Source organism: Cupriavidus sp. SHE, assembly GCF_000812445.1.
GTDB lineage: Bacteria > Pseudomonadota > Gammaproteobacteria > Burkholderiales > Burkholderiaceae > Cupriavidus > Cupriavidus metallidurans.
Window position 1 is genome coordinate 1 of record NZ_JWMB01000063.1, and the last position, 10,941, is coordinate 10,941.

The following is a 10,941-nucleotide window of genomic DNA, read 5'->3' on the forward strand; positions in this document are numbered from 1 at the left end:
ACGAATCCTCCATCGAGACCAGGCACGGCCTTCTGCCGGCGCAGCGCGGCGGTGAAGACGTCCTTCCATTCGTCGGTGGTCAGCTTCTGGCCGTGCCACTCGACCTGCTTGGAGACGTCCGACAGCATCGGCCAGAGCTTCGCGTTCTGGTCGAGCGTGCGCGTCGGTTCGCAGATCGTGACGACGTAGCCTTCTGGCGCGCCGCGAATCGCCAGCTCGGCGCCAGCACGCGCCTGCCGATGGGACAGGACAAAGATGCGCTTGTCGCTCATACCGGCCTCGCCAGACGCACAACGCGATTCCAGCGGCAGTTCGCCGGGCGGTGCCCGAAGCCCCCGCAGTTGCAGCAGTAGCCGTTCCACAGTTTCATCGCATGCTCCAGAAAGTCAGCCCAACGATCAGGGCCAGGGTGACAACGCTCCAAACCATCGCCAGGTCATCCATCAGGCCTCCTCCTTTCGCGCGTATTCGAGGATCGCCAGCGCGTCCGCGTGGTTGTCGTCGACGACGCGGTGGCCGCGCGCGCGCATGGCGGCGATCACCTGTTCCTTTTTCGCGTTGCCCTTCCCCGTCGCTGATTTTTTGATGACCGATACCGGCACGCCAACCAGACGGATGCGGTTGCGATCGGCCCAGGCCTGCAGGTGCGCCTCGAAGCCGCCGTACACGTGCGCCGCTATGACGTTCGGGTTCTCCCGCGTGCCGTGCGCCATCACCAGCTCGTAGTACACGGCGTGGATCTCGCCAGCCTGGCGTGCGCGCTCGCCGAGCCACGCAGCGAACTTCAGCCAGCGCTGGCCGGGGCCTTCATTGCGCCTCGGTGCGAATGACTGGCTACCGCTGTGCAGCTTCCCGTCGCGCAGGCCCAGCGCCCAGCCAGTGGTGGTGCCGATGTCGATGGCCAAGATATTGGCGTTGCAGATCACGATGTCCGCTTTCGCCGCCTCATTTGAGGGAGGAAAAGCGGAAGTCGCCCCCGCACGCGTACCCGATGCTGCGAAGCAAAGGCCTTGCGCATCAACGGCTTGCGATTTCTCGTCGTCGGCGGTGATCGTGGCGAAGAGGTCGGTCATCATTTCCTCACTCGAAGCCGCGCGACGGCGGCGGTTGGCGTTTCGGCACGGTGGGATGCCACGACGTGGCAAGCGTCTCGAACTTGGTTTGCGCGCCGATATAGCTCAGCGCCACGCGGCCGGACTGCCCCTGGCGGTTCAGCGACACATCGACCTCGCAGATGCCCTTGTCGTCGGTGTCAGGGTGGTACACCTCGTCGCGGTACAGAAACATCACCACGTCGGCATCCTGCTCGATCGCGCCGGAGTCACGCAGGTCAGCGGGCATCGGTCGCTTGTTCGGGCGCTGCTCGAGCTGGCGGTTCAACTGCGACAGCAACACCACCGTAATACCCAGCTCAAGCGCCAGTGCTTTCAGCCCGCGCGTGATGCTCTCGATCTGTGCATTGCGGTTGTCGCCCTCGCCCTCCATCAGCTGCAGGTAATCGACCACCAGCACGCTCAGCCCGGCCTTGCGCTTGATCAGCTTGGCCTTCATGCGCACATCCAGCAGGCGCAAACCGCCCTGGTCATCGAGCCAGAGATTCAGCTTTTCCAGCACCCCCATGGCCTGCGATAGACGGCTCCATTCGTCCGGCAGCATGTTGCGCGGATTCAGGATGTGCGGCAGCGGTATGCGGCCAATAGCGGCCAGATTCCGGTCGTGCAACTGGGCCTTTGGCATCTCCTGCGACAGCACCAGCACGTGCAGCGAACGGGCGATGTGCGCAGCGACGTTGAGCGCAAAAGCGGTCTTACCCATCTTCGGCCGCGCCGCGATCACGATCAGTTCGCCGGGCCGGAAGCCACCGTTCAGCAGCCCGTCGACGTCACGAAAGCCGGTGGAAATGGCCAGCACGCCGTCGGTCTCGCGTGACGCCAGCGTCTTGGCGTGCTCGATCAGCCCGGCTGACACGTGCGTCGGCTCCTGGCGGACGCGCGCATGGGCAAGCGCCTCAAGGCGGCTGCTCGCGTGGTCGATCAGCGCCGGCGCTTCCTCGGCCGATGACCGGGCCTCGTGCGCCAATTCATCCCCAAGCGCGACCAGCCCGCGGCGGATCGCACGCTCGCGCACGATTGCGGCATGACGGCCAACGCTGACCGTGCCCGGCGTGTTCTGCACCAGGGCCGAGAGGTAGCCCAAGTCGGCAGCGCTTTGGCCAGCGGCCTGCAGACGTTCGAATACCGTCACGCTGTCAGCCGGCTTGCCCGCAGCAATTTGCCGGGCGATCTCGGCAAAAATCGCGCGGTGGTCGCCAATAGCGAAATGCTCGGCCTGCAGGTCACCGATGCGATCGAAGCAGTCGTTGTCGAGCAGCAGCGCGCCAAGCACGGCGTGTTCGGATGCGATAGCGGTAAGGCGATCTTCGGGGCGGTTGTGTGGCAGCGGCCCGTTCATGCAGCGTCTCCGTGCAGCCGGCGGGCCTGTTCGCCGACCGTGGTCAGCGCGACAGCGCCGTCGCCAGCGATGAACCACAGCCGGAACCAGTTGCCGCGGACGGACTTGCGGTGAACCGCCGCCCAGTCCTTGTACCGCTTGGCATCAGGCTGGCTGTAGCGGGCTTTGAATTCGAGCCAGTGCAGCCGCAGGAACTCCAGCGGAATGCCAACCTGGTCGGCGTAGGCGAAGACGGCATCGCCTTCGGGGATAGGCTTCTGCCCGGCCTGCTTGCAGGAATGCAGGTAGGACAGCAGGCCAACAGCGGAGCGCTTCGGCTTGTCCGATTTTTTCTCGGATCGCTGTTCGCCCCCCAAGGGGGGTATGGGGGGATTTATATCTCCTATCCTATCCACTCCCCTCCCCTCCGTAGGCGAGTCACCAGCGAGACACCCTGCGTCACCTTGCGTCACCAGCGCGTCACCACTCGATACTTTGCGCTTGCAGGAAGCACACACCAGCCGAAAACCCTTGAATTCATTGGGTTCATCCGGTGACGCAGAGGTGACGCGGGCCAGTGTGACACCCGGTGCGTCACCGCACAGGTGACACGCGTCACCGCCAAATTCGCGCAATTTCTTCAAGAGCAGTTGGCGTTGCTTTCCACCAAGCCGTTTTTGGTGACGCGCGTCACCTGCGTCACCAGTTGCGTCACCTGTGTCACCGCTAGGGTGACGCAGGGTGGGTTGGTCGATGCGCTGGTGATGCCAGCCAGTTACGTGCCAGAACTCCTTGCCGTCGACTTCGTATTCGACCAGCAACTGCTGCTCTATCAGCTCGTCGATCCACTGCATCACCGTGGATCCGGTGGCATCGTCGTCGCCGGGGAAGACTTCAGCCTTGAGGGTCTTGGGGCTGGCGGGATGGTTACCGCCGTCGTCACAGAAGTTCCAGAGGCCAATGAACAGGAGGCGTGCGTCTCGCGACAACTCCATGACCTGTTCGGAGGTCCAGTACTCAGGTTTGATTGATCGGATGCGGGCCACTGCTACTACCTCAGTCCCTGCGCGTTACCTGGCTGGCCAGCAGCTCGGCAATCGCCTGTTTCGTTTCGGCGCACAGCTGCAGACGCACATCGCGTGTGCTGGCCATGGTCATGCGGTGCAGCAGCTCATTGATCCAGGCTAGCTGTGCGCTCCATGCTTGCTGTGCGTCCATGTGCGTCCCTCAGTGCCGTGTGTTCTGCTCGGCCAGAAGGTCGTGCAGACCGACTGTCTCGAACGCCTTCGCGATGTGCGGGACGTGCATGGCCTCGGCGATCGCCTTGGTCAGCCGAATGTCGTCTCCGCCGCTCTGCTCCACCGCGTCTCGCATGGCCTTGGTGGCCACTTCGATCGCTTCCAGATAGGTCATGCACCCCTCGCTGCCAAGACGGCTTCCATAATGGTCAGAGCCCCGCGGTGCATGAGGTATTGGCTCAGGATCCTGTTGCCCAGCACGCGCTCAACGTCGGCGATCTTCTCGGCCGGCAGGGAGCGGCGAGGGTTGCCCTTCGAATTGAGGGCATCACGCTGGAAGTAGTCGCTGACGTGCGACGGGTAAAGGTCGGCCAGCGCGGCGAGCGCCTGGAGCGTCAGACCGATCTGCGTGCGGCGTTCCCATGCCAGCGCGCAGGCATCGCGGTAGGTGCTGCACGTCGCGATCTCAGCCTCGGACAAAAAACGCCCCTTGCCATGCATGAAATAGCCATGAGATCCAGTACCAGAGCCGGTTTCCGGCTGTTCGGCTACCCACATTTCTTGTTCTCCTGATTGGAAAAATCAATCAATTCCACAGTTGCTTCCACAGTTGGCCCAGGGGCCAAATAAAGGCGTCGATTGCGACGCCTTTTCAACTTTTAGGGTGCATCCCCAAGTCATGAAACAATCAAGCTCTCTGACCTTCTCAACCGCCCACGACAGGGGGATGCATGGAAAATATTCAGTTTCAGGTTCTCAGCGATACCGTCAAATATCTGCTCGGCAAGGTCAACGAACTCGAAAAACAGAACCACGCGCTGCGCACAGGGTTCAACCTACTTTCCGCTCGCTCGGATCTCGCAGAACTGTCGATTCAGGATCTGTACGAGTCTCACTGGACACGAGAAAAACTTGCCGAGAAAGCTCGGCAGAACGCAGCACAGCTGCTCGACGCGCGGGCCGAGCATCCGAATCCGGAATACGAGCAGTACCTGACCTTGACCCTCGCTGCGCTGCTCGAAGCAGCAGGAGAACCGCCACAACGGTGACTACGGCTTTCATCACGCCGCCTCCCTCGCCGGATCGGCGGGCGTGGCCTGATCAGCCAACTCTGGCCAGATTTCGTGCCAGTCGTCAGGTCGCAAATCGCGGCGTGTAACCGATCCTGCGGATTCGCGCTCAAGCGCAACGCACAGCTTTTCTCCCGGGATCCGTTGTCCATACATGACGTTCCGCAAGAATGCCCAAGTCGTGCCACAACGCTCGGCAAACGCATCTCGGTCGCTAGAGGGGATCGTCTTCAAGAAGGATTTGAGCTTTTCCATAGCCCAAAGATACACCAAATGGTGAACATCAACAACACCGATCAGGGAATTCACCGTTTGGTTTACGCGTGCTGTAATGCGCCCATGACTGAACTCACTGAACTTCGCCGCCGAAACCTTGGCCTCCTAGTCCAGCAGTACGGCCTCAACCAAGTGGCCAAGCGCGTAGGAAAGCCCGCGAGCCAGATCAGCGACATGCTCGCCGGCAGAAAGTCATTTGGTGAAAAGATAGCCAGGGCTCTGGAACAAGCGTGGGATGCTAGGAAGCCGCCACTCTGGCTGGACGCCCAGAGCGGCCAATTCGTAGACGATGAATCCCGCGAGCCAACAGACGATGAGTTCGCTCTTGTTCCGCAGTTGAATATTTCAGCCGCTTGCGGAGATGGGAAGTACGCCGACCACGTTGTGGTAAAGGGCGGCCTCGCGTTCAAGCGGTCCAGTCTGCATGAGTTCGGCGTAACAGAAAAAACCGCGCGGGTCATCTACGCATCAGGTGGCAGCATGTGGCCAACGATACAAGACGGCTGCGTAGTACTCCTGAATACCGTTGACACCAGTCCGAAAGAAGGCAAGGTGTATGCAATCTGCACTCCAGACGGCGAAATTGTGCTGAAGCGGCTAGTCCGGGACTACAGCCCCGCCATCGGTGGTCAGGCCTGGATCATGCGCAGTGACAATCCGGACAAAACCACGCACCCAGACAAGGTTCTACCTCCAGATGACCGCACCATGATCGTGGGCAGAGCAATCTGGAATGACAACCGACTTTGAGCCGTCGATCTCGGAGCCCTCCAAGTTCTACATCGCCCCATTCCAACCACAAACAGGAAACGCGCATGAAACATCGGATTGCCTCGGCTGCCATCGTCGCCCTCACCTTTTGTAGCGCAAATATGTCTTGGGCACAGGCCACTGGTGGGCTCATGGATGTGTCGGCAGGTTTTGTTCAGACCCCAGGCGGTACGCGAAATGTAGTGATCCTGACGACGACCCCGGCAGGACTTAATTATTGCAAGGGCTGGCCTGCAGGCCTGATCCTGAGCAAAGAGAAAATTGGTGGGCGCCCTGGGCTTCAAAATGCGATTGGCTGCTGGAATCGAGAAACCAACTCGAACATCACATTTCGCTACTTTAGTCTTGCCTCCGGTAAGCAGGTCGAGTTCAGCATCCCGTCCGGACAATTGCAGCCAATGAAGATGAACGACAATACCGAATTGTTCTGACCTACTCTTAGTCTCGGCCACTGAAACCAAAGTCTCTTTCAGCGCACTCCGCGTAAATTAATCAGCACTCGCAAGCCCGCCATTTGGCGGGCTTTCTTGTTTCAGCGGTTCCATATCCAGCCCTACCGGCCATTCTGGTGAAAAAATTCACCATTTGGTGTTGACTTTAAATTCACCGTTTGGTGTAATGAATTCCATCAACTCACCGATGGAGTCGCCGTGCAACACCTCAAGCGCATCCCGCGCACCTTCCGCAAACAAGCTGTCCGCGTTGACCAACGCACGGCCGTCGTGCTGTCCGAGGGACTGTTCTGGTCCGTCGTCGGCGAGTTCACCACCCCGGCGCCCGGCCTGACCCCGGCATTCATCGCATCCGACATTGCGCTCGTCTTCGAGGACGGCAACGTCTCGTCGTCGCTGATCGACAGCTTGGCCGCCGAATTCATCGCTCACCTTGAGTTGCTGGCGTCCTATTCCCTCGACAGCCGGGAGGCAGCATGAACACGGTCGACGACAACAACGCCTACGGCACCACCGCTGAGAAGGCATTCCTCGACCAGCTGGCGCGCAGCAAAGACGCCGCCACGCTCCTGTCGAACTACATCGCCGCCGCTGACAAGCGCGCTGTCTGGCATGGCATCGACAGGACCGAGGTGCTGCTATACGCCGAGCTGCTGCTGGGCAATGCGCAAGCTGCGGCAACCACGGCGCAGCACATGGCGAGGGCAGCATGATCACCGCTCTCAACCTCGGACCGTGGGAAGCCTGCGGCAACTTGATCCGCACGAAGCGCGAAGCCGACGGCAGCGGCGGCTTCCTGGTCGCGGAAGTGCCGGCGAACACCGGCCACACAACGGAAAAGGCGCTGGTCATGGCCGCGGCCCCGGAGATGCTGGCCCTACTTCGGAATTTGATCGACATCGAAGGCCCGCAGCCAGGCAACTCCGAATGGGGCGACAAGGCTCGTGCCGTCATCGCCCAGGCCACAGGAGAGCAAGCGTGAAAGCTATCCGTGCCCTCGCCTTCTGGTTCGCAATTGCCATCGGTGCCGTTGCCCTGTCGGGCCTCTACGCCTGGCTGAACGAAGGCATCAATGCCCCTATCTCGTCGAGATCCGCATGAACTACGACCCGACATCCAACCAACTGCTGGCCGTGGCCAAGCACTCGCGCGCGATCGACATCGCGTGCGCTGTGGGCTTCGTCGTGGCCGCACCCCTGATCTGGTATCTCGCCGTCGCCATTCCCGCCGGCGCTCTGTTCTGACCCACCCACCCTTGGAGACCACCATGGAACAAGTCACGCCCGCGATCGACATGAAGGAAGTCGAGTCGTCGCAGATCCACAGCATCGGCCATGACGCCGAGAGCAGCACGCTGGCCATTCGCTTCCGCGATCGCCGCACCAACCTGCCGACGTCGCTCTACCACTACAGCAACGTCCCCGTCGCCGACTTCGAAGCCTTCCGCGACGCCGAGTCGAAGGGCTCCCACTTCGGCAAGCACATCAAGCCGCACGACAAGAAATACCCGTACGTGAAGGTCGAAGGCACGCCGGCCAAGGCCAACGCCTGATTTCCGCAATCTCAGGAGAACCACGCCATGTCCACCGCTGTCGCTGAAGACGTCCTTGACGTTGAAGCCACCACCAGCGCGCCGCGCACTGCGGCACTGCCGGCCCACCGTCAATCTGGCGCGCAGGCCACCTCCGGCCCGGTCACGCCCGACACCCTGCTTCTGATCGCAGTTGAAAAGGGCGCTGACCTCGAATACATCGGCAAATTGCTGGATCTGCGCGAGCGCGGCCTGGCGATGGAAGCGCGCAAGGCCTACGTCAAGTCGATGGCCGCATTCAAGACCGAGCCGATCACGATCCGTCGCAGCAAGGCAGTCGGGTACAACACACGCGAGGGTGACTTCGTAGGCTACACGCACGCAGAACTCTCGGACGTCACCGACGCGGTGGGCCCGGCCATGGCCAAGCACGGTCTGAGCTTCGCCTGGAACATCCTGCAAGGCAACGGCCTGATCACCGTTGAATGCGTGATCACCCATGAGCTTGGCCACTCCGAGAAAGTCGTGATGTCCGGCCCGCCCGACAACTCGGGCAAGAAAAACGTCATCCAGCAAACGGCGTCGACGATCACCTACCTCCAGCGCTACACCTTGCTGGCGGTCACCGGCATGTCCACCAAGGGCATGGACGACGATGGCGCAGGCGGCAGCGACGACGCTGGCGCTGCCCCGCCCGCGTCCGGGCGCCGCGACGAGCCGCAAGCCTTCTACAGCCAGGAGCGCTTCGACGAGAACAAGGCCAAGTGGCGTGAACTAATTCTCGCCAGGAAGAAGACTCCCGCACAGATCATCGCGACCGTCGAGTCAAAAGGCGTGCGGATGACCGAAGACCAGAAGAACACCATCGATTCCTGGAGTCACGAAAATGACTGACCACATCGTCCACACTTTGCTGCAAGGCTCGCCCGAGTGGGAAGCCTTCCGCTTCAAGTATCACGGCGCCAGCGAGGCCGCCGCCATGCTCGGCCTGTCGCCCTATATGAAGCGCAACGAGCTGCTGCATATCAAGAAGACGGCCATGCCGAAGGAATACAGCGACTTCGTGCAGGAGCGCATTCTTGACCGTGGCCACGAACTGGAAGCGATGGCCCGGCCGCTGGTCGAGGAAGACTTGGGCGAAGAGCTGTATCCGGTCACGTGCTCGCTGGGTGCTGAATCGGCTTCGTGCGACGGCCTGACTATGGCCGGCGACATCGCGTTCGAGCACAAGCAGTGGAACGAAGACTTGGCCGCCAGCGTGCGAGACGGCATCGTGCCCGACAGCCACATGCCCCAGTGCCAGCAGATCCTGATGGTGACTGGCGCCGAGCGCGTGCGTTTCACCGTGTCCGACGGCACGCGCGAGCGTTTCGTCTGGACTGACGTGAAACCCGACTACGCATGGTTCGACCGCATCCGCGCCGGCTGGGCGCAGTTCGACAAGGACGTCGCCGAGTACGAGCCGACCGAGCGTGAAGTCAAGCCCACCGGCCGAACACCGGAAACGCTCCCAGCCCTGTTCGTCGAGGTGCGCGGCCAGGTTACCGCCAGCAACCTGATCGAGTTCCGCGACCACGCCATCGCTGTGTTTCGTGGGATTAACCGCGAGCTGTCGACCGATCAGGATTTCGCCGACGCCGAAAAGACCGTGAAATGGTGCGGCGAGGTCGAGAGCAAGCTGGCAGCCGCCAAGCAGCACGCCCTGTCGCAGACCGCCAGCATCGACGAACTGTTCCGCACGATCGACGACATCAGCGCCGAGGCCCGCCGCGTGCGCCTCGACCTCGACAAGCTGGTCACCCAGCGCAAGACCGAGGTGAAGGAAGCCATCATCCGCGGCGGCCGTGAGGCCTATGCCAAGCACATCCAGTCGCTGAAGGGGGAAACCGGCGGCGCCTGGCTGGATCTGGGTACGCCGGACTTTGCTGGCGCGGCCAAGGGCAAGCGCTCGGTAGCGAGCATTCAGGATGCCGTCGACACGCTGCTGGCCAACTCCAAGATCGGGGCCGACGCCTCCGCGAAGCGGATCCGCGAGAACATCGCCTACCTCGACAAGGCAATCGCCGGTTACGAGTTCCTGTTTGCCGACCGCGTCGGGCTGGCCACGAAGCAGATCGATGACCTGCGCCTGGTGGTGTCGAGCCGCATCGACAAGCACAAGGCCGACGAGCTGCGCAAGGAAGAGGAACAGCGCGAGCGCATCCGTCGCGAAGAGCAGGCCAAGCTCGAACGCGAGGCGGCAGAGAAGCGCGCCGCCGAAGAGAAGGCCGCTCGCGAAGTCGAGCAGGCAGCGGCCCCGACGCCCGCCCCGGCACCAGCACCCACGCCGGTCGCCCGCCCTGCCCCCGTCGCTCGCCAGGCACCCGCGCGCCGCCCGGCTCCCCCAACCCGTCCGACCGACGCGCAGATCATCGCCGCGCTGGTCAGCCACTTCGAAGCCACCGAAGAGCAGGTCGTCGGCTGGCTCTGCGAAATGGATTTCTCCGTCGCCTGACCAACCACCGCAAATCACCCTTTCACTCACCTCCGGAGCCGACAAATGCTCGAACTCGATACCGATCTGGTCAAGATCAACCACGTCAACCCGCGCAATGAGAAGCACGGCGAGGATTCCGTGCTGGCGGTCGACCTGAAGCTGCAGGCACGTCTCTCGAACGACGTGCTGTCGCTGTTCTCGCCGACGCTCAAGTCCGCCTTCTATTTCAAGGATGACAGCCTGCAAGGCGACCTGGTCACCGACGCCGGCTACCTGCCGAACCTGAAGAACCCGGCGCTCGGCACGGTGAAGTGGGATGGCTCGTGGGAGCACCAGCGCTTGGTCATCCATAACGGCGTGCGGGCCGATTTCGACATCGTGCTCGACGAGGCGAAGGTCAATAAGCTGTCGTTCGATTTTCAGGAAGGCGGCACGGTGTTCGTCAACTTCCGCGTGCAGGCCCATCCGGACGAGTCCACGGCCGCGAAGCTGCTGGCGCTGCTCGGGCAGGAAGTGCACATGAGCCTGGACTACGAAGAGCCGGCCGAGATGAAGGAAGCCGCTTAACGATTCACGGGGGAAAGCGGATGTCGCTGGTCGCAGTGCTGGGACGGCAGACAGCCAGCGGATGCAGCGATTACCCCACCCTTTATCTGAGACGAGCAGAGCGATGAAGGCAATTTTCGTAGATCACTTC

The 10,941-nt window shown here is 61.9% G+C and carries 20 protein-coding genes; 12 read left to right on the forward strand and 8 right to left on the reverse strand.

The window, feature by feature from the left end; translation table 11 throughout:
* The 7 genes from RN01_RS28115 to RN01_RS28145 form a co-directional block, all read right to left on the reverse strand.
* A partial coding sequence (locus tag RN01_RS28115; RefSeq protein ID WP_039016807.1) for a recombination protein NinB occupies window positions 1-272 on the reverse strand: 272 nt, incomplete at its 3' end.
* A gap of 171 nt (window positions 273-443) precedes the next feature.
* Window positions 444-1,076: a polynucleotidyl transferase gene (locus RN01_RS28120; protein ID WP_326998545.1), complete on the reverse strand. Its 633-nt coding sequence runs from the start codon at window positions 1,074-1,076 to the stop codon at window positions 444-446.
* Window positions 1,077-1,080: 4 nt separating this feature from the next.
* A complete protein-coding gene (dnaB, locus tag RN01_RS28125) occupies window positions 1,081-2,451 on the reverse strand; it encodes a replicative DNA helicase (RefSeq protein ID WP_024569813.1) in 1,371 nt (456 codons plus the stop codon).
* Window positions 2,448-3,425, reverse strand: a complete 978-nt coding sequence (locus tag RN01_RS34770; RefSeq protein WP_231582319.1) for a hypothetical protein — start codon at window positions 3,423-3,425, stop codon at window positions 2,448-2,450. The genes dnaB and RN01_RS34770 overlap by 4 nt, the downstream gene beginning before the upstream one ends.
* 61 nt (window positions 3,426-3,486) lie before the next feature.
* A complete protein-coding gene (locus RN01_RS34125) occupies window positions 3,487-3,648 on the reverse strand; it encodes a hypothetical protein (RefSeq protein ID WP_156149792.1) in 162 nt (53 codons plus the stop codon).
* Between the two features lie 9 nt (window positions 3,649-3,657).
* On the reverse strand, window positions 3,658-3,843 hold the full coding sequence (locus tag RN01_RS28140) for a hypothetical protein (protein ID WP_024569816.1): 186 nt from the start codon (window positions 3,841-3,843) through the stop codon (window positions 3,658-3,660).
* Window positions 3,840-4,226, reverse strand: a complete 387-nt coding sequence (locus RN01_RS28145) for a hypothetical protein (protein ID WP_024569817.1) — start codon at window positions 4,224-4,226, stop codon at window positions 3,840-3,842. The genes RN01_RS28140 and RN01_RS28145 overlap by 4 nt, the downstream gene beginning before the upstream one ends.
* Window positions 4,227-4,399: 173 nt before the next feature.
* Here RN01_RS28145 and RN01_RS28150 point away from each other — a divergent pair, with 173 nt between their 5' ends.
* On the forward strand, window positions 4,400-4,717 hold the full coding sequence (locus RN01_RS28150; RefSeq protein ID WP_024569818.1) for a hypothetical protein: 318 nt from the start codon (window positions 4,400-4,402) through the stop codon (window positions 4,715-4,717).
* 12 nt (window positions 4,718-4,729) lie between these two features.
* Here the strand turns inward: RN01_RS28150 and RN01_RS33385 are convergent, their stop codons facing one another.
* The gene (locus RN01_RS33385; RefSeq protein WP_080672784.1) at window positions 4,730-4,993 is read right to left on the reverse strand and encodes a YdaS family helix-turn-helix protein; all 264 of its coding nucleotides are present in this window, start codon (window positions 4,991-4,993) and stop codon (window positions 4,730-4,732) included.
* Window positions 4,994-5,011: 18 nt separating this feature from the next.
* On the opposite strand from RN01_RS33385, the gene RN01_RS32610 reads away from it, so the two are divergent.
* From RN01_RS32610 to RN01_RS28195, 11 genes are all read left to right on the forward strand, one after another.
* Window positions 5,012-5,764: a helix-turn-helix transcriptional regulator gene (locus tag RN01_RS32610; protein WP_024569819.1), complete on the forward strand. Its 753-nt coding sequence runs from the start codon at window positions 5,012-5,014 to the stop codon at window positions 5,762-5,764.
* Between the two features lie 65 nt (window positions 5,765-5,829).
* Complete coding sequence (locus RN01_RS28160; protein WP_017513488.1) at window positions 5,830-6,216, forward strand: hypothetical protein; 387 nt, start codon at window positions 5,830-5,832, stop codon at window positions 6,214-6,216.
* Between the two features lie 219 nt (window positions 6,217-6,435).
* Complete coding sequence (locus RN01_RS28165; RefSeq protein WP_024569820.1) at window positions 6,436-6,717, forward strand: hypothetical protein; 282 nt, start codon at window positions 6,436-6,438, stop codon at window positions 6,715-6,717.
* Complete coding sequence (locus tag RN01_RS28170; RefSeq protein ID WP_017513490.1) at window positions 6,714-6,950, forward strand: hypothetical protein; 237 nt, start codon at window positions 6,714-6,716, stop codon at window positions 6,948-6,950. Before RN01_RS28165 ends, RN01_RS28170 begins: the two co-directional genes overlap by 4 nt.
* A complete protein-coding gene (locus RN01_RS28175; protein ID WP_017513491.1) occupies window positions 6,947-7,219 on the forward strand; it encodes a hypothetical protein in 273 nt (90 codons plus the stop codon). Before RN01_RS28170 ends, RN01_RS28175 begins: the two co-directional genes overlap by 4 nt.
* Window positions 7,216-7,338 carry a hypothetical protein gene (locus tag RN01_RS34960; RefSeq protein ID WP_017513492.1) on the forward strand — a complete coding sequence of 41 codons (123 nt, stop codon included), beginning with the start codon at window positions 7,216-7,218 and terminating at the stop codon, window positions 7,336-7,338. Before RN01_RS28175 ends, RN01_RS34960 begins: the two co-directional genes overlap by 4 nt.
* Window positions 7,335-7,481 carry a hypothetical protein gene (locus RN01_RS34130; RefSeq protein ID WP_017513493.1) on the forward strand — a complete coding sequence of 49 codons (147 nt, stop codon included), beginning with the start codon at window positions 7,335-7,337 and terminating at the stop codon, window positions 7,479-7,481. Before RN01_RS34960 ends, RN01_RS34130 begins: the two co-directional genes overlap by 4 nt.
* Before the next feature lie 23 nt (window positions 7,482-7,504).
* Window positions 7,505-7,789, forward strand: coding sequence for a KTSC domain-containing protein (locus tag RN01_RS28180; protein WP_017513494.1), 285 nt, complete (start codon window positions 7,505-7,507; stop codon window positions 7,787-7,789).
* 27 nt (window positions 7,790-7,816) lie between these two features.
* Complete coding sequence (locus RN01_RS28185) at window positions 7,817-8,662, forward strand: ERF family protein (protein WP_017513495.1); 846 nt, start codon at window positions 7,817-7,819, stop codon at window positions 8,660-8,662.
* Window positions 8,655-10,262: a YqaJ viral recombinase family protein gene (locus RN01_RS28190; RefSeq protein ID WP_024569822.1), complete on the forward strand. Its 1,608-nt coding sequence runs from the start codon at window positions 8,655-8,657 to the stop codon at window positions 10,260-10,262. Before RN01_RS28185 ends, RN01_RS28190 begins: the two co-directional genes overlap by 8 nt.
* A gap of 45 nt (window positions 10,263-10,307) precedes the next feature.
* Window positions 10,308-10,811, forward strand: a complete 504-nt coding sequence (locus RN01_RS28195) for a hypothetical protein (protein ID WP_024569823.1) — start codon at window positions 10,308-10,310, stop codon at window positions 10,809-10,811.
* Window positions 10,812-10,941: the final 130 nt, after the last annotated feature.